Annotated in this window: 27 protein-coding genes; 8 read left to right on the top strand and 19 right to left on the bottom strand. The window is 65.3% G+C overall.

Annotated features, from left to right (window positions below; all coding sequences use genetic code 11):
• Nucleotides 1-358 precede the first annotated feature (358 nt).
• A complete protein-coding gene (locus AB8841_RS09925) occupies nucleotides 359-1,150 on the top strand; it encodes a hypothetical protein (protein WP_370435694.1) in 792 nt (263 codons plus the stop codon).
• Here the strand turns inward: AB8841_RS09925 and AB8841_RS09920 are convergent.
• Nucleotides 1,128-2,249: a sulfite oxidase gene (locus AB8841_RS09920; RefSeq protein ID WP_370435693.1), complete on the bottom strand. Its 1,122-nt coding sequence runs from the start codon at nucleotides 2,247-2,249 to the stop codon at nucleotides 1,128-1,130. The genes AB8841_RS09925 and AB8841_RS09920 overlap by 23 nt on opposite strands.
• A 137-nt stretch (nucleotides 2,250-2,386) precedes the next feature.
• Here AB8841_RS09920 and AB8841_RS09915 point away from each other — a divergent pair, with 137 nt between their 5' ends.
• Entirely contained in the window at nucleotides 2,387-2,725 is a 339-nt protein-coding gene (locus AB8841_RS09915; RefSeq protein ID WP_370435692.1) for a hypothetical protein, read from the top strand.
• Between the two features lie 66 nt (nucleotides 2,726-2,791).
• On the opposite strand, the gene leuB is transcribed toward AB8841_RS09915, so the two are convergent.
• From leuB to leuD, 6 genes are all read right to left on the bottom strand, one after another.
• Nucleotides 2,792-3,898, bottom strand: coding sequence for a 3-isopropylmalate dehydrogenase (leuB, locus tag AB8841_RS09910; protein WP_370435691.1), 1,107 nt, complete (start codon nucleotides 3,896-3,898; stop codon nucleotides 2,792-2,794).
• A 128-nt stretch (nucleotides 3,899-4,026) separates the two neighbouring features.
• Nucleotides 4,027-5,436 carry a serine/threonine protein kinase gene (locus AB8841_RS09905; protein WP_370435690.1) on the bottom strand — a complete coding sequence of 470 codons (1,410 nt, stop codon included), beginning with the start codon at nucleotides 5,434-5,436 and terminating at the stop codon, nucleotides 4,027-4,029.
• A 2-nt stretch (nucleotides 5,437-5,438) separates the two neighbouring features.
• Nucleotides 5,439-6,179, bottom strand: coding sequence for a metallophosphoesterase (locus AB8841_RS09900; protein WP_370435689.1), 741 nt, complete (start codon nucleotides 6,177-6,179; stop codon nucleotides 5,439-5,441).
• Between the two features lie 70 nt (nucleotides 6,180-6,249).
• Nucleotides 6,250-6,870 (bottom strand): LysE family translocator, encoded by a 621-nt coding sequence (locus AB8841_RS09895; RefSeq protein ID WP_370435688.1) that lies wholly within the window; start codon nucleotides 6,868-6,870, stop codon nucleotides 6,250-6,252.
• Nucleotides 6,871-6,875: 5 nt separating this feature from the next.
• Nucleotides 6,876-8,066: a lytic murein transglycosylase gene (locus tag AB8841_RS09890; protein ID WP_370435687.1), complete on the bottom strand. Its 1,191-nt coding sequence runs from the start codon at nucleotides 8,064-8,066 to the stop codon at nucleotides 6,876-6,878.
• Nucleotides 8,067-8,354: 288 nt separating this feature from the next.
• Entirely contained in the window at nucleotides 8,355-8,957 is a 603-nt protein-coding gene (gene leuD / locus AB8841_RS09885; RefSeq protein ID WP_370435686.1) for a 3-isopropylmalate dehydratase small subunit, read from the bottom strand.
• A 212-nt stretch (nucleotides 8,958-9,169) separates the two neighbouring features.
• Here leuD and AB8841_RS09880 point away from each other — a divergent pair, with 212 nt between their 5' ends.
• Nucleotides 9,170-9,400, top strand: coding sequence for a hypothetical protein (locus tag AB8841_RS09880; protein WP_370435685.1), 231 nt, complete (start codon nucleotides 9,170-9,172; stop codon nucleotides 9,398-9,400).
• Nucleotides 9,401-9,409: 9 nt separating this feature from the next.
• Here the strand turns inward: AB8841_RS09880 and AB8841_RS09875 are convergent, their stop codons facing one another.
• Together AB8841_RS09875 and AB8841_RS09870 are read right to left on the bottom strand one after the other, a co-directional pair.
• Entirely contained in the window at nucleotides 9,410-9,817 is a 408-nt protein-coding gene (locus AB8841_RS09875; RefSeq protein ID WP_370435684.1) for a metallopeptidase family protein, read from the bottom strand.
• Between the two features lie 4 nt (nucleotides 9,818-9,821).
• Complete coding sequence (locus tag AB8841_RS09870) at nucleotides 9,822-10,085, bottom strand: hypothetical protein (protein ID WP_370435683.1); 264 nt, start codon at nucleotides 10,083-10,085, stop codon at nucleotides 9,822-9,824.
• 125 nt (nucleotides 10,086-10,210) lie between these two features.
• Here AB8841_RS09870 and AB8841_RS09865 point away from each other — a divergent pair, with 125 nt between their 5' ends.
• Nucleotides 10,211-10,513, top strand: coding sequence for a hypothetical protein (locus AB8841_RS09865; protein ID WP_370435682.1), 303 nt, complete (start codon nucleotides 10,211-10,213; stop codon nucleotides 10,511-10,513).
• A gap of 152 nt (nucleotides 10,514-10,665) precedes the next feature.
• Here the strand turns inward: AB8841_RS09865 and leuC are convergent, their stop codons facing one another.
• The 3 genes from leuC to AB8841_RS09850 form a co-directional block, all read right to left on the bottom strand.
• Nucleotides 10,666-12,084: a 3-isopropylmalate dehydratase large subunit gene (leuC, locus tag AB8841_RS09860; RefSeq protein ID WP_370435681.1), complete on the bottom strand. Its 1,419-nt coding sequence runs from the start codon at nucleotides 12,082-12,084 to the stop codon at nucleotides 10,666-10,668.
• A gap of 336 nt (nucleotides 12,085-12,420) precedes the next feature.
• A complete protein-coding gene (rplS, locus tag AB8841_RS09855; protein WP_370435680.1) occupies nucleotides 12,421-12,801 on the bottom strand; it encodes a 50S ribosomal protein L19 in 381 nt (126 codons plus the stop codon).
• Between the two features lie 134 nt (nucleotides 12,802-12,935).
• Entirely contained in the window at nucleotides 12,936-13,427 is a 492-nt protein-coding gene (locus AB8841_RS09850; RefSeq protein ID WP_370435679.1) for an Lrp/AsnC family transcriptional regulator, read from the bottom strand.
• Between the two features lie 79 nt (nucleotides 13,428-13,506).
• On the opposite strand from AB8841_RS09850, the gene AB8841_RS09845 reads away from it, so the two are divergent.
• Nucleotides 13,507-14,433 carry a DMT family transporter gene (locus AB8841_RS09845; protein WP_370435678.1) on the top strand — a complete coding sequence of 309 codons (927 nt, stop codon included), beginning with the start codon at nucleotides 13,507-13,509 and terminating at the stop codon, nucleotides 14,431-14,433.
• A gap of 13 nt (nucleotides 14,434-14,446) precedes the next feature.
• Here the strand turns inward: AB8841_RS09845 and AB8841_RS09840 are convergent, their stop codons facing one another.
• Entirely contained in the window at nucleotides 14,447-15,118 is a 672-nt protein-coding gene (locus AB8841_RS09840; protein WP_370435677.1) for a winged helix-turn-helix transcriptional regulator, read from the bottom strand.
• A 114-nt stretch (nucleotides 15,119-15,232) separates the two neighbouring features.
• Between AB8841_RS09840 and AB8841_RS09835 the strand changes: the two genes are divergently transcribed.
• On the top strand, nucleotides 15,233-16,171 hold the full coding sequence (locus tag AB8841_RS09835; RefSeq protein WP_370435676.1) for a PLP-dependent cysteine synthase family protein: 939 nt from the start codon (nucleotides 15,233-15,235) through the stop codon (nucleotides 16,169-16,171).
• 244 nt (nucleotides 16,172-16,415) lie between these two features.
• The gene (locus AB8841_RS09830; RefSeq protein WP_370435675.1) at nucleotides 16,416-17,021 is read left to right on the top strand and encodes a hypothetical protein; all 606 of its coding nucleotides are present in this window, start codon (nucleotides 16,416-16,418) and stop codon (nucleotides 17,019-17,021) included.
• Here AB8841_RS09830 and trmD read toward each other — a convergent pair.
• From trmD to AB8841_RS09805, 5 genes are all read right to left on the bottom strand, one after another.
• The gene (trmD, locus tag AB8841_RS09825) at nucleotides 17,015-17,701 is read right to left on the bottom strand and encodes a tRNA (guanosine(37)-N1)-methyltransferase TrmD (RefSeq protein WP_370435674.1); all 687 of its coding nucleotides are present in this window, start codon (nucleotides 17,699-17,701) and stop codon (nucleotides 17,015-17,017) included. The genes AB8841_RS09830 and trmD overlap by 7 nt on opposite strands.
• Nucleotides 17,698-18,411, bottom strand: coding sequence for a ribosome maturation factor RimM (rimM, locus tag AB8841_RS09820; protein ID WP_370435673.1), 714 nt, complete (start codon nucleotides 18,409-18,411; stop codon nucleotides 17,698-17,700). Before rimM ends, trmD begins: the two co-directional genes overlap by 4 nt.
• A gap of 5 nt (nucleotides 18,412-18,416) precedes the next feature.
• Nucleotides 18,417-18,770, bottom strand: a complete 354-nt coding sequence (gene rpsP / locus AB8841_RS09815) for a 30S ribosomal protein S16 (protein WP_370435672.1) — start codon at nucleotides 18,768-18,770, stop codon at nucleotides 18,417-18,419.
• 67 nt (nucleotides 18,771-18,837) lie between these two features.
• Nucleotides 18,838-20,388, bottom strand: a complete 1,551-nt coding sequence (gene ffh / locus AB8841_RS09810; RefSeq protein WP_370435671.1) for a signal recognition particle protein — start codon at nucleotides 20,386-20,388, stop codon at nucleotides 18,838-18,840.
• Nucleotides 20,389-20,390: 2 nt separating this feature from the next.
• On the bottom strand, nucleotides 20,391-20,606 hold the full coding sequence (locus AB8841_RS09805) for a glutathione S-transferase (RefSeq protein WP_370435670.1): 216 nt from the start codon (nucleotides 20,604-20,606) through the stop codon (nucleotides 20,391-20,393).
• 292 nt (nucleotides 20,607-20,898) lie between these two features.
• Between AB8841_RS09805 and AB8841_RS09800 the strand changes: the two genes are divergently transcribed.
• Nucleotides 20,899-21,972: an MBL fold metallo-hydrolase gene (locus AB8841_RS09800; RefSeq protein ID WP_370435669.1), complete on the top strand. Its 1,074-nt coding sequence runs from the start codon at nucleotides 20,899-20,901 to the stop codon at nucleotides 21,970-21,972.
• On the opposite strand, the gene AB8841_RS09795 is transcribed toward AB8841_RS09800, so the two are convergent.
• Nucleotides 21,973-22,779, bottom strand: coding sequence for a GyrI-like domain-containing protein (locus AB8841_RS09795; RefSeq protein WP_370435668.1), 807 nt, complete (start codon nucleotides 22,777-22,779; stop codon nucleotides 21,973-21,975).
• Nucleotides 22,780-22,907: the final 128 nt, after the last annotated feature.

Below are 22,907 nucleotides of genomic sequence, written 5' to 3'. Positions count from 1 at the left end.
TCGTGGCGGTTTTCGTTTTGCTCGTCGTGAGGGTGAGCAGCGCCATTTGCCTTCGTCCATCCAGAGCCGCCTTCACGGGCGTGCAATCGGCTCTTGATCTCTCTATTGCCGCACTTTTCGGCGGCGAACTGGAATCCGCTTCGCCCAAAAATGCTCCAGGCCCGGTCCGGGCCTCGATGCGCCCAGCAACACACCAAAGGCGCGTGTTCGTCAAGCACTCTCTGCAAGAATGGCACATCCGGCGGTCGGACCGAGCAACAAGCTTTCGTTTACCTTGCTGGGCAAAAACGTTCGGGACCATGCTCTGACACGCTAGAACATGGTGGGACGGATCCAACCGACAGGTGTTTGAAGCGAGATGGCACGGGCCGGCTCTCCCGCGTGGAACGAGGACGAGGCGTTTTTCGACGAACGCCCGGCTCGCCGCGCGCGCAGGAGGCCGACCCGGTGGTTTCGCGTCACGCTCATGTCGGGCCTCATCATCGCAGGGCTCGTCTATTTCGCCCGGCAGAAGAACGACGAGGCCCGGGTTTCTGCCCGTGGAAGCGCTTCCCCGTCCGTTCTGGTTGCGCCCGCTCCCGCCTGGACGCCACTTGCGCCGGCGCCGGCTCTCTATGCGCTCGAGAAGGCCACGGGCGCCCTCACCATCGAGGCGCGGCAGAACGCGAGCGGAGCGCGGGAGGATATCCTGATCCTCGGCCGCTTCGGGAATGCCCCTTATGCCAGGCTCACCCTGGTCCAGGGCTCGGCGGAGCCGCCCCGCAGCTTCTTCGTCGACGTGGCGCGCCGGGCCGCCCAGGCGGGCCTGGCCGTCTCGCGTCTTGCGCAAAGCCGGATGGTGGCGACCAAGTTCGGTCCCGTCGAGGCCGCTGTCGTGACCCTCGTGGGGTCTCGGGAACAGGAATGCCAAGCCCTCCGGTTCTCCGATGGTGATTCCGGCTTCGGATTCCAGGGCTGGCTCTGCGACGGGCAGGCGGGTGCCCCGGACGATGCGCAGCTCGCTTGCCTCATCGACGGCATCGCGCTCTCCGGTGCTGGAAGCCCTTCGCTGAAAGCCCTGTTCCTGCGCGTCGATCGGAACCGGACGGAGGCCTGCGCCATCGCAGCCCGGACGTCCTCGGCGGGCGTCAGGCCCCCTCCCCGACCGTGATCGCCACCCGGTGCATGATGTTGCAGCCATAGCCGTTCGGGTTCCAGTTGACAGCCCGGAACGGTTGGGCGCGGCCCCGTGAATCCGTCGCACGGGCCATGATCTCATAATAGCCGTCTCCGGGCAGCGCGACCGTTGTGGTCCAGCGCACCCAGTCGTAGCGGTTGCGTGGCGGCGTCATCTGCGCGGCGAGCCACGTCGCGCCGCCGTCGATGGAGCATTCCACGCACGCCACCGTATCGTCCCCGGCCCAGGCCGCTCCCCGGACCGCGATGCTCTTCGTCCCCGAAGCAAGGCGCGAGCCATGGGCCGGAGCCGTGACGATGCTGCGCACGGGCATCGATTCGAGAATCCGTGTCTCCACGTGCCGCCCGTCGGAACCGGGCGGCAGCGGCCGGACCGGAACCCGATAGGAGAGACCCGTCATGCCCGGACCATCATGTTCCCGGTCGCGGATCCAGATCCGCGTCAGCCATTTCTGGCTCAAGGAACCGGGCCAGCCGGGCACGATCAGCCGCAGAGGGCCGCCGTGAACGAAAGGCAGGGGCTCGCCGTTCATGGCCCAGACGAGCAGCGTATGTTCCTCCAGCGCCTTCGCGATCGGCATGCCGCGCGACATGGCCTGCTGCTCCCGGCTTCCCGTCTTGTCCGGATCGGCTCCGAAATGGCCGGTGAAGCGCGCCGTTTTCTTCAGGCCTGCCGCCCGAAGGACGTCGGCCAGGGAAACACCCGTCCATTCCGCGCAGCCCGCACCGCCATTCGTCCAGGCATTGCCTTCCGCCGGCGGCTCGAAGAACGAGCGCCCGTTGCCGCCGCATTCGAGCACCATGCGGAATGTCCTGGCCGGAAACCGGCTCTTCAACTCGGCCAGCGACAGATCGAGCGGGCACTCCACTTCTCCGTCGATCATCAGGCGCCATGCCTCCGGATCCTCCACCGGCTCGGGCAGGAGGCCGTTGTTGCGGATGAAGAAGCGAAAAACCGGGGTCGTTTCATCGTCGAGCAGCGCTTCTGGAGTCTCGGCCACGAAGGGCGTTTCGCCCAGCACCGAGAGGCGATCCTTCCCGAACAGCTCAAGGGCCTTCATCCGTTCCTGCATGCGGTTTGCCTCTCACTCACCTTCGAACCTCGCGATTCGAAGGAACCAATTTAGGCAGGTTGCCTTGTTCTGACAGCTTTTAGATTCGATCACGCGGCCCAGCGGCAGATGCTGGCGCCGACCTTGGAGATTGTGACATGGTGCGCCGCTCCGCGCTTCTCGGTTTGGTCTCGCTCGCGTCGCTCGCGGCCGTCTCGGTCGCGGCGGAAGCGCAGACCCAAGAGCGTCCGCTCGTCTTCCGCGTTCAGCCCCGCAGCTTCCTGAACCCCGGTAACGACGTACCCGTGGGCTCCCTCAACCACTATGCCACGCAGGGCATGCTGTCCTACCTGTTGAGCCCGCCCTGGATTGGCCAGCGCGAACGGTTCGGCGAAGGCGTACTGCCCGATCCCCTCGGTGGGCCCTTCGTCGGCGCGCGTAATCCCTTCCCGAAATTCGGCGTTCCAGACGTGGAGGCGACCGGATCGATCCGATGATCCAGATCAGCAAAAAGCCCCGGCAGGCCCCGGGGCTTTTCTGTTCCTGACGTTGACCAGCGTGTCTCAGGACTGGACTTCCAGCTCCCTTACGATGGCGTCGCCCACATCCTGCGTGCCGACCGCATTCATGCCGGGAGCCGCGATGTCCTTGGTGCGCATGCCGGCGGCCAGCACGTTGGCGATGGCCTTCTCCAGGCGATCCGCCTCCTCGATCAGGCCGAAGGAATAGCGCAGCGCCATGCCGAAGGAGCCGATCATGGCGATCGGATTGGCGAGCCCCTTGCCGGCGATGTCGGGAGCCGAGCCGTGCACCGGCTCGTAGAGCGCTTTGCGCTTGCCCGTCTTCGGATCCTCCGCGCCGAGCGAGGCGGAAGGCAGCATGCCGAGCGATCCCGTGAGCATGGCGGCGATGTCGGACAGGATGTCGCCGAAGAGGTTGTCGGTGACGATCACGTCGAACTGCTTGGGATTGCGCACCAGCTGCATGGCGCAGTTGTCGGCGAGCACGTGCTCGAGCTCCACGTCCGCGAATTCCGCCTTGCCGACGCGCGACACCACCTGGCGCCAGAGCACCCCGGTCTTCATCACGTTCATCTTCTCGGACGAGGACACCTTGTTCCGGCGCTTCCGAGCGAGGTCGAAGGCGACGCGGGCGATGCGTTCGATCTCTCCGGTCGTATAGACCTGCGTATCGACCGCGCGCTGCTGGCCGTTCTCAAGGGTCACCAGCTCCTTCGGCTCGCCGAAATAGACGCCGCCGGTGAGCTCGCGCACGATGACGATGTCGAGCCCTTCCACGATCTCGCGCTTGAGCGAGGAGGCGTCGGCGAGGGCCGGATAGCAGATGGCCGGACGAAGATTGGCGAAGAGGCCGAGCTCCTTGCGCAGGCGCAGAAGACCGGCCTCGGGGCGCACGTCATAAGGGACGTCGTCCCATTTCGGGCCGCCCACGGCGCCGAAGAGCACCGCGTCGGCGGCCTGAGCCCGGCCCATGGCCTCCTCGGAGATGGACTTGCCGTGCGCGTCATAGGCCGAGCCGCCGACGAGATCCGTCTCGGTCTCGAAGCCGACGCCGCGCTGGCGGAACCAGCCCACGACCTTCTCGACCTCGCGCATGACCTCCGGACCGATGCCGTCGCCGGGAAGAAGGAGAAGCTTGTGCGTTGCCATGGGAGAGGCCCCTTGTTGTGCAAAAAGTGATGTGCCGGGTTCTTAAACGGCCGAACAGCCTGATTGGCAAGCTTTTCCGCCTTGGCCGTTAGGCGTAAGCGCACCGGAAGCCGAAGTTCCACCTTCTTTCACTCTTCCGCCGGCCGCCGGTCGCGGGGCGTGCGCACCACCGTCACCGAGCAGGGCGCTTGCGCCACCACCTGGGACGAGACGCTGCCGAGATAGCGGCGGAGCGCCGAGGAGGCCCGCGCCCCGATGACGATGTGGTCCACATCGTTGTGGCGCGCGTACTCGACGAGAGCGTCGGCCGGATCGACGGCCTCCAGCACGCTGTAGGTGATCCGCTCCTTCGGGATCTCGAGGCCCGCGCCCCAGTGCTTGAGCTGGATGAGGCGCTGCACGTGCAGGCTGCGCCCCTCCTCGTCCTCGAGCACGTCGACGGCAAGGCGCGAGAGCTTGAGGACGTTCACACAGGCCACCCGCGCCTCGGTCTCCATGGACAGGATGCGTCCGAGAAGGACGCGCTGCGCCTCGTTCAGATCCTCGCTGCCCGGCGCGAGATCGATGGCGACGAGAATGATCGGCGCCTGGGAGAGCTGGCGCGCGATGTTGGGGGTCTCGAGCGGCTGAGCGCGGCGTGCTTTCAGCCAGCGCCGGAAGGTCTGCATGCCGCCGTTGCGTTCCAGCCTCCCGGCGCGTTCCGTGAGCGTGACCTGATCCGGGTGTTCGAGGTCGAGCGCGAGCTGCGCCGCCGTTGCGTAGCGGTCGTTCGGGTCCACCTCCAGGCAGCGCAGGACGATCTCCTGCAGCCAGGGCGGGCAATCGGGATTGATCGCCCGCGGCGGCACCGGATCGCGCCACAGGCGGCGGCGGATCTGGCCGCCCTTCGGCACGCCGAAGGGGCGCTCGCCGGTCACGAGGAAATACAGCATCGCGCCCAGCGCGAAGAGGTCGCTGCGCGGGTCGGCGCGATCCTCCAGCACCTGCTCGGGCGCCATGTAGGGCGTGGTGCCCAGGGGCTCGCGGAACTCCTCCGCCAGAAGATCGGGAAGCTGCTCGTGCCGCGCGAAGCCGAAATCGACGAGCACCGCCTCGCCCGTCTCGCGGAACATGACGTTGCTGGGCTTCACGTCGAGATGGATGACCTTCTGGAGATGCAGGTCGTGCAAGGCGCGGGCGACCTTTGCGCCGATCCGGGCTGCCTCCTGCCACGGCAGCGGCACATGGGAGAGGCGCGCCTTCAGGGACTCCCCCGGGATGCGCTCCATCACGACGTAGGCCTGGGGATCGAGCGGTCCCGCGGCGACGAAGCGGGGCACGTGCGGGCCCGACAGGCGCGGCATGATCATCTGCTCGGTCTCGAAGCAGACGATGGGAATGGGATCGTCGCTGTCGATGAGCCTGGGAAATTTCATGACCAGTAGCGCCGGATCGTCCTCCCGCTCCGCCGACCAGATCTCGGCCATGCCGCCGGTGCTCAGATGCTCCTTGAGCGTGAACCCGTCGATCACCATGCCCGGCGCGAGGCGAAGGCGCATGCTCAGCGACCCTCCTCGAGACGCTGGGCAAGCCTTTCGGGCAGACCCGCCTCGCGCACCTTCCGGGCCGCCGTGACCGTGTCGTAGGGCACGCGGAAATAGCGCAGACTCTGGCGGCTTGCGTCGAACACGGCGTAATTCGCGGCCGGGACGCCGTCGCGCGGCTGTCCCACGGCGCCGATCACGGCCAGCCACGTGCGGGTGGCCAGAAGCGGAATCTCGTTGTCGCCGACGGGCGCGAAGGAGCCCACCTTCGCGGTCGTGCTCATGTGGTAGAGCATCGGTACATGCACATGCCCGCAGAAGGTGATGTGCGCATCCACCCGGCTGAAATGCCGTGCGGCCTCCAGCGTGTCGGTGATGTAGTTCCAGCTGCGCGGCGCGTAGCCGTTGGCATGGACGTAGAGGACGCTTCCCTCCTCGTGCACGAGGGGAAGGTCCGCGAGAAACGCGCGCTGCTCCATGCCGAGCTGGCCCCTCGTCCAACGGATCGATTCCTGGGCCAGGCTGTTCATGTCCTCGTCCGAGCCGTCGATGGCGGCGTCGTGATTGCCGAGGAGCGCGACGGCGCCTTCGCTCACGAGCATTCTGACCGTATCGACGACCCAGGCCGGATCGGCCCCATAGCCGACATAATCGCCCAGGAGGATGAAACGGTCGACCGAGAGCGAACGGGCATGGGCGAGGCAGGCCGAGAAGGCTTCGCGATTGCCATGGATGTCGGTCAGGAGCGCGATGAGCATGCGCGCACTAAACCCCTAACCCTTCCTTAACGCAACCTCGCCGGGGCCGGCGGGAAACGGGTTTTCCCCCTCAAGACGCTTTCCTGGTAAACAGGAGCGCGATCCCGAAGCCGATCATGGTGATGCCGGACAGACGGTTCAGCCAGCCGAACACCCGTCCGTTGCGGGAGAGCCGGTTGAGCCGGTGGCCGAGCACGGAATAGACGAAGACCGCGACCACTTCGAGCACGAGGAAGATCGCGCCCACGATCGCAAAACTGAGCCAATAGGCGCCGGGCTCGATGAATTGCGGCAGGAAGGCGGTGAAGATGAGGATCGCCTTGGGGTTGCCGATGGCGGTCCAGAATTCCTGCAGGGCAAGGGCCTTCAGGGGCCGGCGAACAAAGGCCGCCGGCGCATCGATGGCGGCGTTTCCCCTGAGGATCTTGACGCCGAGCCAGATCAGATAGGCGGCACCCAGCCATTTGAGGAACGAGAACGCCGTTTCGGAGGCGGCCAGCACGGCTCCGACCCCGAGCGCCGTCAGGGCGATCATGAGCGCGAAGGCGACGAGGCGGCCGGAGGATGCCATCACGGCGGTGCGGACCCCTTCCCGCAGACCGTAGGTCAGGGAGAGCAGGTTGTTAGGCCCGAACGCCATGTTGAGTGCAAAGCACGCCGGGACGAACAGAAGCAGCCCACTCCCCGACATGGTCTCTATCCCCTCAGCGCTTCCAGCACCTTGCCGCCGGGACGGCCGCGCGGTTCGAGGCCGATCCGGCGCTCCACGTCCTTGATGGCCTCGCGGGTCTTGGAGCCGATCTTGCCGTCCACATCCCCGATATCGTAGCCGCGGGCGGCGAGCAGGCTCTGCAGCTCGCGGCGCTGGGCGCGGGAGAGCGGCGGGTCGTCCGTCGGCCAAGCGGCCTGGATGCCGGGCAGGCCCTTCATCCGATCACCCAACAGGGCGATGGCGAGGCCGTAGGATTCGGCCGCGTTGTAGGAATAGACCGCGTCGAAGTTCTTGGTGACGAGGAAGGCCGGGCCGTCGATGCCCGCCGGAATGATGATGCCGGCCTGGTAACTGCCCGAAAGCGGCCGCCCGTCGATGCGGGTCACGCCCATCGAGGCCCAGGACGAGACCGGGCGCTTGTTCTTGCGGCCGGCGTGCTTGGCGTCGAAGGACCGCGGCAGGCGCACCTCGTAGCCCCAGGGCATGCCGTTCACCCAGCCGGCTTTTTTCAGGAAGTTGGCGGTGGAGTGAACCGCGTCCGGCACGGAGGCCATGATGTCGCGCCGCCCGTCGCCATCGCCGTCGACGGCGAGACGCTGGAAGGTGGACGGCATGAACTGCGTATGGCCGAAGGCCCCGGCCCAGGAGCCGCGCAGGGACGCCGGGTCCATGTCCCCGTCCTGCACGATCTTGAGGGTCGCCATCAGCTCGCCCTTGAAATAGTCGTTGCGGCGTGGCGCGTAGCAGACGAGTGTCGAGAGCGACTGCACGAGGGGCCGCCCGCCGATATCCTTGCCGAAATTGGATTCCACGCCCCACACGCCCGCGATCGCATAGCGGTCGACGCCGAAGCGCGCCTCGGCGGAGGCCAAGGCCTGTCCCCATTGCCGCATGGCGGCCTTTCCGTCCTGCACGCGCTCGTCATCCACGAGGGCGGAGAGGTAATCCCAGATCGGGGTCTTGAACTCCGGCTGGTTGCTCATCAGGTCGAGGATCGACAGATCAGGCTGGATGCCGCGGGTCGCGGCGTCGAAGGCCTGCCCCGAAATGCCCTTGGCGGCCGCCTGGGCGCGCAGGGACGACAGGCACGAACGGAAATCTCCTTGAGCGGAGGCCGATGAAGCGGCGGCCAGCGACAGCACGCCGAAGATCGCGGGGAGAAGGATGCGTTTCATGCCCGCGACCTTGCAGGCAATTTGGTTAAACTTATGGTAACGGGCCTGCGCTCCCCGTCATGCCCGGCCTTTGGGCCGGGTATCCAAAGCATCGAGCGCAAAAGTGGGACCCGGTTTTGCGTGAAAAGATGCTCCAAAACAGAAACTGACAGCATCGGATGTGGGTTCGATGTCCCGTCCGATGCTGTAGGCTTTTGGCGCAGGGCTTCCAAGACGTGGATGGCCGGGACGAGCCCGGCCATGACAAGAGGCGTGAAGCCTGGAATGAAAAGACGGAATGCGGAACGCTCAGGCCCAGGCGCGTTCCGAGAGCTTCTCCTCGAAGCTGTCGATGGTCGAGGCCTTTTCGAGGGTCAGGCCGATGCCGTCGAGGCCGTTGAGCATGCAGTGCTTCTTGAACGCATCGATGTCGAAGGTGATCTTGCCGCCGTCCGGGCCGCGGATCTCCTGGGCTTCGAGATCGACCGTGAGCGTGGCGTTGGCGCCGCGGCTGGCGTCGTCGAAGAGCTTCTCGAGATCTTCCGGCGAGACCTTGATCGGCAGAATGCCGTTCTGGAAGCAGTTGTTGTAGAAGATGTCGGCGAAGCTCGTGGAGATCACGCAGCGGATGCCGAAATCGAGCAGCGCCCAGGGGGCATGCTCGCGCGACGAGCCGCAGCCGAAATTGTCGCCGGCGATCAGGATCTGGGCATTCCTGTAGGCGGGCTGGTTCAGCACGAAATCCGGGTTCTCGGATCCGTCCTCGCGATAGCGCATCTCGGAGAAGAGGCCGGTTCCAAGCCCCGTGCGCTTGATGGTCTTCAGGTACTGCTTGGGGATGATCATATCGGTGTCGATATTGATGATCCGCAGCGGCGCCGCGACGCTTTCCAGCACGGTGAACTTTTCCATGGACGAACCTTCCTTCAAGCGGCAAAGAGCTTTGTGGATTGCCTCTTAGCAAAGGCTTCGCGACAGGACTAGCCTCGCGATGGTCGCGCCAGGCAAGAATTTGTCGGCGGGACGACGTCTGGCGCAACGATCTGATACGAGCAGCAGACCGTCGTGCCAAACCTCTTCATTCCGCGCTTGATCCGAAGACGCGCTTAGGCAACGTTATTGCAATGAGACGGCGTCTTCGTAAAATCCTGTCCGGCCTTCTGGAGGAGGTCGCCATCCGGCTGATCGGGATGGCCATGCTCGCCCTCTGGCTCCTTGCGCTCGGCCTGGCGGGAGGGTGCATCTCCCTCCTGGCCTCTCAGTCGTACGTTATTCTTCTAACGGCTGTTGCCGCGCTTGCCCTGGCGCTGCCGCTTCTTGTGCTCTGGCAATACTTGCAGAAGGAAGCCCCTTGAAATTCAAGTTCATGAAGCCGCCGCTTCGATGGCCTCCATGTCCTCGTCCGAGAGGCCGAAATGATGGCCGATCTCGTGCACCAGCACATGGGTGACGAGATGGCCGAGGCTTTCTTCGTGCTCGGCCCAGTAATCGAGGATCGGGCGGCGGTAGAGCCAGACCATGTTGGGAAACTGGCCAGTCTGCATCGTGGCGCCACCCTGCGCAAGGCCGATGCCGCGAAAGAGGCCCAGGAGATCGAAGGGCGTCTCGCACTCCATCTCGGTGAGGGTCTCGTCGTCCGGGAAATCCTCGACACGGATCACGACGCCCTCGCACAGCGCCCGGAACTCTTCCGGCAGGCGCGCATAGGCCGCTTCGGCGAGCGTCTCGAAGGTCGCGAGGGAGGGAGCGTGGAGAGAGGCCCAGTCTGTCATGGGTTCAGAGCATGCCAAGCTGGATCAGGAGCCACAAGCCCAGGATAACGACGCCGACCAGGGACAGGGCGCGCCCGATCCGCCGGCCCCAGAGCTCGATGGGGTCCGTGCCGCCGTCCTCGCCGGCCCCGACGGCATCGCGGGCGCCGAAATGCTCCTGTGCCTGCCGGCTCATGCGGGCGAGCGCCGAGGAGCCGACGGCTTCCGTGTCGCGGCGCACGCGCTCCAGGGCCTCCCGGGCTTCGCGTTGGCGCTCCTCATCGTTCATGATCGATGTCCTTTCCGACGCAAGTTTCCCGAAACCATAAGCCCGGCTTCGGCCCCGCTCAACGGAACGTCTTGCGGGCTTGGCCGTTGATGCTCTCGGAATAGGTAACTCGAAACGAGGCAACAATGGGTAAGATTCTTGGTATCCTGGCCGTGGCCGGGCTGACGGTTCTCGGCGCCGGTGCGGCATCGGCTCAGGGCGTGGGCGTGCATGTAGGTCCGGCGGGCGTTCGCGTGGTGCAGGAGCGGCATCATCGTCCGGTCTATCGCGAGCGGGTCGTCGAGCGCCGCGTGGTGCGTCCTGTCCGGTCCCGCACCGTGTGCCGCACGGAAATGCGTGAGCGCGTGCGCCCCGGCGGCGTGGTGGTGCGCCGTCCGGTCGAGGTCTGCCGCCGCGTCGTCGCGGGCCGCCGGGCCTACGTGGACTGATCGGCCAAGCCGAGCAAACCCGGGTCCTTAGAGCATCGGACGCGGGAAGTGGATTTGCACTTTTGGGATTGAATCCGATGCTCCCTTCCTAGGGGAGCGCATTGGCATGAAAAAGGCGGCGGGTCTTCAGACCCGCCGCCTTTTTATCGGTCTCAAGAAATCGGTCGGCCGAAGGTGCGGATATCCACGAACCGGCCCGCGATCGCCGCAGCCGCCGCCATGGCGGGTGAGACGAGATGGGTGCGGCCCTTGAAGCCCTGGCGGCCTTCGAAGTTGCGGTTCGAGGTGGACGCACAGCGCTCGCCGGGGGCGAGGCGGTCCGCGTTCATGGCCAGACACATGGAGCAGCCGGGCTCGCGCCAGTCGAAGCCCGCGGCCTTGAAGATCCTGTCGAGGCCTTCGGCCTCCGCCTGCATCTTCACGATGCCGGAGCCCGGCACGATCATGGCGTTGACGCGCTCGTGCACCTTCTTGCCCTCGACCACCTTCGCGACGGCGCGCAGGTCCTCGATGCGGCCGTTGGTGCAGGAGCCGATGAACACGCGGTCGAGCTCGATATCGGTGATCTTCTTGCCCGGGGTGAGGCCCATATATTCCAGCGCCCGCCATTTGGAGAGACGCTTGTTCTCGTCCTGGATGTCGTCCGGGTTCGGCACGACGCCGGCGACCGAGATCACGTCCTCAGGAGACGTGCCCCAAGTGACGATGGGCGGGAGATTGGCGGCGTCGAGCCTGATTTCGGCGTCGAAGAACGCGCCCTCGTCCGTGCGCAGGGAATCCCAGTAGCGCACGGCGGCCTCCCAGGCCTTCCCCTTCGGGGCCTTGGGGCGATCCTTCAGATAGGCATAGGTCTTCTCATCCGGCGCGACCAGGCCCGCGCGGGCGCCGCCCTCGATGGTCATGTTGCAGACCGTCATACGGCCTTCCATCGACAGCGAGCGGATCGCCTCGCCGGCAAATTCGATCACGTGGCCGGTGCCGCCCGCCGTGCCGATCTCGCCGATGATGGCCAGGATGATGTCTTTCGCCGTGACGCCGGAGGGCAGCTGCCCGTCCACGGTCACGCGCATGTTCTTGGCCTTCTTCTGGATCAGCGTCTGCGTCGCGAGCACATGCTCGACTTCCGACGTGCCGATGCCGTGGGCGAGCGACCCGAAGGCTCCGTGAGTGGAGGTATGGCTGTCGCCGCACACGATGGTCATGCCCGGCAGGGTGAAGCCCTGCTCCGGTCCGACCACGTGGACGATGCCCTGACGGGTATCGAGCTCGTTATAGTACTCGACGCCGAACTCCTCGGCATTCTGGGCGAGCGTCGCGACCTGAGTCGCGGATTCGGGATCCTCGATGCCCTGCGACCGGTCGGAGGTCGGCACGTTGTGGTCGACCACCGCGAGGGTCTTCTGCGGCTGGCGCACCTTGCGGCCCGCGGTGCGCAGGCCCTCGAAGGCCTGCGGGCTTGTCACTTCATGGACGAGGTGGCGGTCGATGTAGAGAAGGCACGTCCCGTCATCCTGCTGATCGACGACGTGGTCGTCCCAGATCTTGTCGTAGAGGGTGCGGGCTTTGGCCATGGGAATCTTCCAGCAATGAGAAAGGTCTTCGGACGTCTTCTAACGGCACTCGAGCGGGAGGAAAAGGTGTCCCGAACGCGCACCGCTTTGAAAGGATCGCATAGCTGATTGCCCGGGATGCGCAATAAAATTCTTTCGCCCCGGATGAGCGCATCGTGCGAAACAGTGGTCCCGGTTTTTCGCCTGAACGATGCGCTCTTTCCAACAAGAGAGCATCGGCCCCAAAAGTGGATTCCACTTCCCGCGTCCGATGCTCTCGCGGCAAGGCGCGCCTCCATAAACAAAAAGCGCGGCTTTGAAACCGCGCTTTCTTAAAATCGTGTTGAACGGCAAACCTTACTTGGCAGCCGGAGCTTCGGTCTTCTTCTCGACGCGCTCGGCGATACGGGCCGACTTACCACGGCGATCGCGCAGGTAGTACAGCTTGGCGCGACGGACGGCGCCGCGGCGCACGACTTTGATGGAATCGACATTCGGCGAGTAGACCGGGAACACGCGCTCCACGCCCTCGCCGTAGGAAATCTTGCGGACCGTGAAGCTCTCCTGGAGGCCGCCGCCGGAACGGGCGATGCAGACGCCCTCATAGGCCTGCACGCGGCTGCGCTCGCCTTCCTTCACCTTCACGTTGACGATGACGGTATCGCCGGGCTGGAAGTCCGGGATGTTCTTGCCGAGCTTGGCGATCTGCTCCTGCTCGAGCTGCTGGATGATGTTCATGAGTTCTACTCCTGCCGTTGCTTGGCGCTGGGGCTCGCCCCAGACCAGCGGGATTTCGGCGTCCTGTTTTAAGTTGAGGTCGCGCCTATACAGGAATTTTCCCGCCATGTCGATGGGGATTCGCCCCTCACCCGTCACCAGAGCAAAGGGAGCCTGCGCTTGACGGGCGACGTCTTGACGATGGAGGTACTCGTCTGGGCGCGTTGGGCGATCCGATCGAGGATTGGATCGAGTTCCTCGATGGACCGCAGGAGGTAGCGGGCCACGTAGCAGTCGTCGCCCGTCACCTTGTCGCATTCCACCACCTCAGAGCTCTCCACCAGGAGCTTTTCGACGGTGTGAAGCTGGCCGGGAAGAGGACGGATGCGCACGATGGCCGTGAGCGTGTAGCCCAAGACCTTAGGGTCGATTTCGACCCGGTACCCGCTCACGACTCCGTCTTCCTCCAGGCGCCGGAGGCGCTCCGACACGCTGGGGGCGGACAGCCCGACGCTCCGGGCCAGCTCCGCCACCGGCAGTCGGGCGTTCTCCGCGAGAAGCGCGATCAGCGACTGATCGATTTCATCGAGGACGCCGCTTCTGTTTTTTAGGCCTTTGACAGGAATTGCCATCGTTTCATAGACCATGAAGGTTAATCCGCCTTAGGACCGCAAGGTACGCCGCCTTCCCGAGAAGGTAAAGTTCACCTCTTCGGGAGAAAGATCCATGACACCATCATCGACTCTGTCATCCACTCTGGTCGGGCGCCTGGAAATGATCGCCGCAATGGTGCTCTCGGGGACCATCGGCTTCTTCGTCGTCAAATCCGGACAGGACGTCTGGAACGTCGTGTTTTTCCGCTGCCTGTTCGGAGCGCTCGGCCTCTTCGTCTATTGCGCGGCCACGGGCCTGCTGCTGCCCTGGCGCTTCACCGCGAAGGCTCTCCTGCTGGCGCTTCTGGGCGGTGCAGCCATCGTCCTGAACTGGATCCTTCTGTTTTCCTCCTACAGCCATGCGACGATCTCGATCGCCACGGCCGTCTACAACACGCAACCCTTTTTCCTCATTCTCCTGGGCGCAGTCTTCTTCGGCGAGCGGCCCACGGCAGACATGCTGGGCTTCGTCGCCCTGGCCTTCATCGGCCTCCTGCTGGTGACGCAGATCGATGCGGGCGGCATTGCCCTCACCGGCACGTACATGACCGGGCTTCTTCAGGCCCTGGGAGCGGCTCTGCTCTATGCGGTCGCGTCCGTGATCATCAAGCGTCTCAAGGGCTTTTCGCCTCACGTGATCGCTCTGGTGCAGGCGATTCTCGGCACCCTGATGCTTCTGCCCTTCGCCGATTTCTCCCGTCTGCCGCTCGATACCGCGCAATGGGGATGTCTGCTGGTGCTCGGCGTAGTGCACACCTGCATCATGTACATTCTGCTGTATTCGGCCCTTCAGAAACTGCCGACGACCGTGATCGCGGTGCTTTCGTTCATCTATCCGGTGGTGGCCATTCTCGTCGATCATCTGGCCTTCGGGCGCACGCTGTCCCTCAACCAATGGAGCGGCATCCTGCTGATCCTGATCGGTAGCGCGGGGGTGAATCTCAAATGGCAGCTGGGGCTGAACCGCTTCATCGGCCGCGCCGCCGCCGAGCGCGGATGATGCGGCCCTTCCATCACTCCGCCGCCGCAGGACCGATATCGGCAAGGAGATAGCGCTCGAACCAGCCGGGAAACGCCCGGACGAGCTCCTTCGGCCCTTCGAGGCTCATCCCCAGCCGGCGAGCCTCTGTGAAGCTCACGTCCCCGCGCCACCATGCAGCCAGGGCGGAGAGAGACGTCCGGACGCATATGGGCTCCGGAAATCCGGGATTCTGCGTGCAAAGGGAGGCCTCTCCCGCCCTCAGCAGCAGGAAGCGAGGCTTGTGGTGCCCGTCGATGTCGAAACGGACCACGAGGGGGTCCCTGGGCAGTGCTTCGGAGCGGATCCGCCTTTGCATGTCGACGAGCACAGGCTCGGGATCGAGATCCTCGCTTTCCGCGTGTCGGGGCAGCCACCGCTGTCCCCAGGTGCCGAGCGCACTGACGAGGGCCATGAGCTCCCGGCCCGCCTCGGTCGGCTCGTATTCCGGACCATGCCCGCCCTCGATGCGCTTGACGACTCCCAGATGGATCAGCTCCTGCAGCCGTTCCGACAGCATGGTGCGCGAGATCCGCGGTATGCCCCGACGGATATCGTTGAAGCGCCGGCTGCCGCAGAGAAGCTCGCGCACGACGAGCAAGGTCCAGCGTCCCCCGATGGCCTCATGGGCGCGCGCGACCGAACAGAACTGACCATAGCCGGACATGGTCGAGCGCTACCACGGCCTCAGGCGGCGGAGAAGTCCGGATTCCGGACCGGACGAGCGGGACGCGCCGGCCTATTGGTTGCGTCAGAGCCCATCACGACACGAGCCCTGATCATGACCGAGACGCAAGCGAGCATTCTGAACCGCATCGGCGGCACGTCCCTTGTCGCCTTGCGCCGGATCGTCCCGCCCGGCAGCGGCCGCATCCTGGTGAAGCTGGAAAGCGAGAATCCGACGGGCAGCATGAAGGACCGCATGGCGCTCGCCATGATCGAAGCGGCGGAGGCGGACGGTCGCCTCCCGGACAAAGGCTCCGTCGTCGAATATACCGGCGGGAGCACCGGCGTGTCCCTGGCCCTCGTCTGCGCCGTGAAGGGACATCCTCTCCACATCGTCACGTCCGATGCGTTCGCGCGCGAAAAGCTCGATCACATGAGGATCCTCGGGGCGACGCTCCAGGTCCTTGCGAGCGATTCCGGCCGCATGACGGAAAAGCTCACCCGCGACATGATCGAGGCGGCCGGAATCGTGGCCCGCAAGACCGGGGCCTTCTGGACCGACCAGATGAAGAACCGGGACCAGCTTTCCGCCTATCATCGCATGGCCGAGGAAATCCTCGGCCAGACCGGCGGCAGGATCGACGGCTTCGTGCAGAGCGTGGGCACGGCGGCGTCCCTGCGCGGGATTGCGGAAGGCTTGCGGCGGCGCGACGGGGACATTCTTATCGTCGCCGTGGAGCCCGACGAATCCGCGGTCCTGTCCGGCGGCCCGTCCGGCGCCCACAGGATCGATGGGATCGGCGCGGGCTACGTGGTGCCGCTCTGGCGGGCCGCCATCGCCGATGAAATCGAGCGGGTTTCCACGGAGGAAGCTACTGCGATGGCGTTTCGGCTCGCGCGCGAGGAGGGCCTTTTCGCCGGAACGTCGACGGGCGCCAACGTGACGGCCGCCCTGCGGCTGGCCAGGCGCCTGGGGCCTCATGCCAATGTCGTCACGGTCATGTGCGATACGGGGATGAAGTATCTGAGAACGTACGGGGCGCAGCTCGCATAATTTTTTGTTCATTGCCCTGCAGGGCACTTTCTCACTTCGACGAGCTTCTTGTATCCAAATTGTTACTTAGGAACAGAGAATTCGCCAGGGGAATTAACGATGGGCTTGGACTTAATCCCGCTTGGAAAGCCCAAGCCAAGCCATGAGAATGAGCACGCGCGACTGTTCGAAGCGCTCAAATCAGCCAGTTTCGTCGACATACCGTCCCCCTCAGCATTGGTGAGAATGAAGCAAAAAGCTTCAGGTGCTCCTGAGGCTCAGAGCGACATCCGACGTCAGCATAGGTCGGCAGGCGAATGGGCCGATCCTTCTTAAGCAGTTGGAAGGCATCTCCATCTCTCCATACGAGACTTTAGGATGCCCTCGGGTCGGCATTGACCCTGCTGCGGATACATGGGCAGAGACGGCCTATGACAAGAGCGCTGAAAAGCGCGAGGGCATGTCGTTCGAAGAGTTTAAGCGTCGGCTTCATGGCGAGTACGTGCTTGGGCTCGCTCCTCCCAGTGATGGCTTGCCGAGTTACGCCAGCGGCCCTGGCAGGTACGTGGAAGGTTATGCTTTTCGCGGCAAGGCGCTGACGGAGGACGGCATCGAGGAGATCCTTGGATCAGATCTCCATATCCAAGCCTGGATGCATTTCTCACCCCAGGAACTGGTTGAGTACAGTGATCAGCTTGAGGCAGCTGCCCGACATTACGTGCGGGAGCAAGAAATCACGTGCGGTGTCATGAGCCTTAAGATGGGGGACGAGATCTCACACGAGGAGGAGTTGCTCCTGATTATCCTCTCTACCGCCCGCTGGTGCCGCTACTGGGGTGAGAACGGCCATCCCGTCTGGTCAGATTATTGATCCTCCAGCAGATCCGGCCGCCGCTCCCGCGTGATCCGTTCCGATTCCCCGCGCCGCCAGCGCTCGATGAGGGCATGGTTGCCGGAGAGAAGGACATCGGGAATGGTGCGGCCCTCCCATTCGCGGGGCCGCGTATAATGCGGGTACTCGAGGCGGTTCGTCTCGAAGCTCTCTTCCGTCCCCGAAGCCTCCTTGCCCATGACGCCGGGAAGCAGGCGGACGCAAGAATCGAGAACGATCATCGCGGCCATTTCGCCGCCGGAGAGCACGTAATCGCCGATGGACACTTCCGTCAGGTTGCGCGCCTCGATCACGCGCTCGTCCACGCCCTCGAAGCGACCGCAGACGATCACGACCCCGGGACCGGCCGCGAGTTCGCGAACGTAAGATTGGGTGAGCGGCCTGCCGCGCGGGCTCATGAGAAGCTTCGGGCGCGGGTCCTCGGCAGGAACCGCCGCGTCGATGGCCTGGCCCAGGACATCGCAGCGGATCACCATGCCGGGTCCGCCACCCGCGGGCGTGTCGTCGACCGCGCGGTGACGGCCGAGGCCGTGATCCCGGATGTTTCTGGCCTCGAGCGACCACACGCCGCGCGACAGCGCATCGCCGGAGAGCGACAGGCCTAAGGGGCCCGGGAACATCTCGGGGTAAAGGGTCAGAATGGTGGCGGAAAAGCTCACGCGCGATCCTCGCCGGGCTCCGGCTTTCCGACCTCGAAGAAATCGTCCGGGAGCGCGGCGACGACGCGTTTTCCCGCCAGGTCCACGAGCGGAACGAAGGCCTTGGTGAACGGCAGGAGCACGGTCGGCCCCTGCTGGGCGGGCGCGATTTCGAGAAGATCGCCGCCGCCGTAATTGGGCACACCGACGATGGCCCCGATGGTCTCGCCCGTTTCGGTCTGAACGGACAGTCCGACGAGATCGGCGAGCAGGAACTCGTCTTCGTCGTCGGGCGGCGGCAGCTTGGCGCGCTCGACGAAGAGCTGCACGCGGTTGAGGGCTTCGGCCGCCTCGCGCGTGGTCACGCCGTCGACGACGGCGATGAGAAGATCCGGCGCTCCCCCGGGAGCGGGGCGGACGGTCTTGAGGGAATGGCTTTTGCCGTTCGATCCGGCGAGCGGCCTGTAGCCGGCGATCGCCTGCGGGTCCCCGGTATGGGATTTCAGCCGAACCTCGCCTTTCAGGCCGTGGGCACGGCCAAACTCGCCCACGAGGACGAGATCGTCCCCGACAGGCGCCGACCTGCCTTCTCGCCCCTTGTCGGGGAGAGCTGGAGAGGGGGGTGTATGCGCGACCTTGTGCTGGTTTGCGCCGGCACCCCCACCCCTGCCCTTCTCGTTTTGGGAGAAGGGAGAAGTGGAGCGCTGATTGAAGCGCTCCTTCTTCGTCATGGTGCTTACGCAGCCTCGCCTTCGCCGGAGGCGGCAGCCTTGGAGGCGGCGCGCTCCTGGGCCTTCTTGCCCGGAACCGCCTTCTGCGGGTTGTTGCGGGCCGAACGCTTCAGGAGGCCGGCAGCGTCGAGGAAGCGCAGGACGCGGTCGGTCGGCTGGGCGCCCTTGGCGAGCCAGGCCTGGATCTTCTCGGCTTCGAGAACGACGCGGCCGGCGTCGTCTTTCGGCTTCATCGGGTCGTAGGTGCCGACCTTCTCGATGAAGCGGCCGTCGCGCGGGGAGCGCGAATCGGCGACGACGATGCGGTAATAGGGACGCTTCTTCGCACCACCACGGGTGAGACGGATCTTCAGGGACATGGGAAACTCCTTGTTGTGTCCTGTGATCAAACCTTGCGCTGGTCCGGACCGACCGGACCGGCGAAACCTATTTCTTCTTTCCGAACGGGAAGCCGCCGAGCCCGGGAAGCCCGGGAATCTTCGGCGCGCCGCCGAGGCCCGACAGGCCCTTCGGCATGGGCGGAAGAGCCCCGCCCGCGCCGCCCGGAAAATCCGGGAGCTTGCCGCCCATCTGCTTCTGCAGCGCCTCGATCTGTTCCGGCGTCGGCTGGGGCATGCCGCCCATTCCGCCCCCGAGACCGAACATCTTGCCGAGCGCGCCCGCCATGCCCTTGCCCTTGCCGCCGCCCATCATCTTCATGACGTCGGCCATCTGGCGGTGCATCTTGAGGAGCTTGTTGATGTCCTCGACCTTCGCGCCGGAACCGGCCGCGATGCGCTTCTTGCGCGAGGCCTTCAGGATGTCCGGATTGCGGCGCTCGCCCGGGGTCATGGAATCGATGATGGCGCACTGGCGCTTGATGACCTTGTCGTCGATATTCGCGTTTTCGAGCTGCGACTTCATCTTGGCGATGCCGGGCAGCATGCCGAGCATGCCGCCGATGCCGCCGATCTTTTCCATCTGGCTGAGCTGATCGCGCAGGTCCTCGAGGTCGAACTTGCCCTTGCGCATCTTGTCGGCCATGCGCTGGGCCTTCTCGGCGTCGAAATTCTCGGCGGCCTTCTCCACGAGGGAGACGATGTCGCCCATGCCGAGGATGCGGTTGGCGACGCGCGAGGGATGGAACTCCTCCAGCGCATCGACCTTTTCGCCCGTGCCGATGAGCTTGATCGGCTTGCCGGTCACGGCGCGCATCGACAAAGCCGCGCCGCCGCGCGCATCGCCGTCCATGCGGGTCAGCACGATGCCGGTGACGCCCAGACGCTCGTCGAAGGCGCGGGCGGTGTTGACCGCGTCCTGACCGGTGAGCGCGTCGGCGACGAGCAGAACCTCGTGCGGGTTGGTGGCGGCGCGCACGTCCGCGGCTTCCACCATGAGCGCCTCGTCCACGGTCACGCGGCCCGCGGTGTCGAGCATCACCACGTCGTAGCCGCCCAGGCGCGCGGCCTCCATGGCGCGCCGGGCGATCTGCACCGCGCTCTGGCCCGCCACGATGGGGAGCGTGTCGACGCCCACCTGCTTGCCGAGCACGGCGAGCTGTTCCATGGCGGCCGGGCGGCGCGTATCGAGCGAGGCCATGAGCACGCGGCGGCCTTCGCGATCCTTCAGGCGCCGGGCGATCTTGGCGGTGGTCGTCGTCTTGCCGGAGCCCTGGAGACCGACCATGAGGATGCCGACCGGCGGAACCGCGTTGAGGCTGATCACCTCCGCGTCCGAACCCAGCATCTCCACGAGCTGGTCGTGGACGATCTTCACCACCTGCTGTCCGGGAGAGACCGACTTGACGACCTCCGCGCCGACCGCGCGGGCCCGCACCTTGTCCGTGAAGGAGCGCACGACCTCGAGCGCCACGTCGGCCTCGAGCAGCGCCCGGCGGACTTCGCGTAGAGCGGCGTTCACATCCTCTTCCGTCAGCGCGCCACGGCGCGTGAGCGAATTGAGGATATTGGAGAGCTTGTCGGAAAGGCCTTCGAACATGTTCACTCAATTCCTTTTGCGATGAGTGGTACATCGCGATCCGCGATGGCCTTTTCAAAGTGCTGGATCGCCGCCTCGAACTTGTCGCGGCAGCCGGGATTGCAGAAGCCGACGACCTCTCCGCGATAACGGGTGAGCGAATCCGCCGCGATCGGCTTTCCCGACCACGGGCAGGTCTCGTTGACCGCATCCTCGATGCGCAATGTCTCGTCGGCCATCGCCTCGTCCATCCCTTCGTCGTCACGGCCAGGACAGACCTGACCATGACGGGCGAGCGGAAGACCCAAAGAGAAACGCGCCCGAGGGCGCATCGCGCTGTCGGACGTTGACCTCCAGCCTCGCGGGCTGGTCGGCGGCTCAAAGGGCTCGCTCTACAGATTTGCGGTCAGCCGATAGAGGAAAGGGGCCGAAGAGTCAAGAAAAGACCAGAAAAGTCCCGTCATCGTCAGGTCTTGCGACAGGAAATGCCGATCCCCAAGCTTAGAAACTCCGCCTGCACCAAAGATGACCATGAACCGCCGCACCATATTGAAAGGCCTGGGCATCCCCGCCCTTGCCGCCACGGGCCTCTTCGGCTGGATGAAAGTCGCCCGGGCCACGAACCGCTACTACCAGGGCCCCGTGACGGACCACTTCGACGGGGTGCGGTTCTTCTCGCCCGGCCAGCCGCAGGACAAGGGCTTCGTCGAATTGCTGCGCTGGCAGCTCGGCGGCGGCAGGAAACCGTGGCCGGAGACCTTTCCGAGCCCCTTTCGGGACCGCCCTCCCGCCGCGGTCAGGGGCCTGCGGACGGCCCTCATCGGGCATGCCTCCTTTCTGGTCCAGGTGGCGGGGCTCAACATCCTCATCGATCCGGTCTTCTCGGAGCGGGCGAGCCCGGTCTCCTTCTCTGGGCCGAAGCGGGTCAATCCGCCCGGCATCGCGTTCGAGGACCTGCCGCCGATCCATGCGGTGCTGATCACGCACAACCATTACGACCATCTCGACACCGACACTCTCGGGCGCCTCTGGCAGGTCCACCGGCCCCGCTTCGTCGCTCCGCTCGGCAACGATGCGGTGATCCGGGCGGAGCACCCGGAGATTGCCGTCGAGACCCGGGATTGGGGCGGCTCGGTGGATCTCGGCCACGGCGTCACCGTGCATCTGGAACCCGCCTATCACTGGTCCGCGCGCGGCATCAACGACCGTCGCATGGCGCTCTGGTGCGCCTATCTGCTCACGACGCCCGAGGGCACGATCTATCATATCGGCGATACGGGCTTCGGAGACGGCCGGATCTTCCACGCCGTCCGCGAGCGCTTCGGCAAGATCCGCCTCGCCCATTTCCCCATCGGGGCCTACGAGCCGCGCTGGTTCATGGAGCCGCAGCACATGAATCCCGAGGACGCCGTGAAGGCGTTCCGAATCGTCGAGCCGGACCAGGCGCTCGGCCACCATTGGGGCACCTTCCGACTCACCAACGAGGGCTTCGAGGAGCCGCCTGCCGATTTGGCGGCGGCGCTGCGGGCGGCGGGAATTCCGGATGGGCGGTTCAAGCCTCTCAGGCCCGGCGAGGCCTGGGAAGCTGGATCGCCGCCAGCCTGATCATTTGGGCTGAACGTAGATGTTCACCTCGAAATCGGTGTCCTGCGCATCCGTGAATTGACTCACGTATTCCTCGATGAAGGCGTCCTTGGCGACGATTTCCTTGATGTCGAGATAGGCCGTGATCGTCTCGTAGGTGCCATCGATCTCGTCATAGGCGTCCTTGTGCACGAAGCGGAGAGCCTTGCCCTCCGGAGTCTTGCCGAACTTGATCTCGGGGGTCAGCTCGGTCTTGCCCTCCGGCACCTGCGCGACCGGGATCATGGCCTCGTATTTGAAGCCGTTGTCGTCGGTATCGATGAAGATCGCGATGGGGCGGCCCGCCGGGGCGATCCCGGCCTTCTTCAGTTCGCCGTCGAGCTTGGCGACGGCGTTCTTGAGATTGGCGAAGGCCTCGTCCCAGGTGCTGGTGCCGGACAACACGACGGCGGGCTTCGCCGTGAGCACGCCCTCCTCCACGCCGCTGGCATCGCTGGGATTGGGAAAGAGCGTCGTGCTCGCCGACGGCTGAGCCGGTGCCGGCGTGGCCGGGTTCGCCGGAGCCGGGCTCGCGGGCGCGGGTTGTGCCGTCGCGGGCGGCTGGTTCTGGGCCGGCGTTTCCGGAGCAGGGGCGGCCGGGGCCGCCTCGGGGGTCGGGCTCGCGGGCGCGGCCTCCGGCTTCGCGGGAGCGGCAGGAGCCATCTGGGCAGGAGCCGCTTGAGCGGGCGCCGGATCGGCCGGAGGCGGGCTCGCGGGCGGCGTCTGCGCCAGAGCCACGCCCGAGCAGAGGGCAAGCACGAGAACGATGGAGGAAGAGTGCAGCCGCATGGGAGAGTGCCTTAAGCCTCGAATCACGAAGAGATCACGGGCCGGAGCATAGGAGGGTTTTGGTCCGGTCGCGAGGGCGTCCGGAGGCCTCTGTGGAGGACGGATGGTAGCAGCCCGACATCCCCTCT

It is taken from the genome of Microvirga sp. TS319 (genome assembly GCF_041276405.1).
Classification (GTDB): domain Bacteria; phylum Pseudomonadota; class Alphaproteobacteria; order Rhizobiales; family Beijerinckiaceae; genus Microvirga.
Note: the sequence above shows the minus strand (reverse complement) of the source record. Positions and strands in the feature narration are given on the sequence as shown.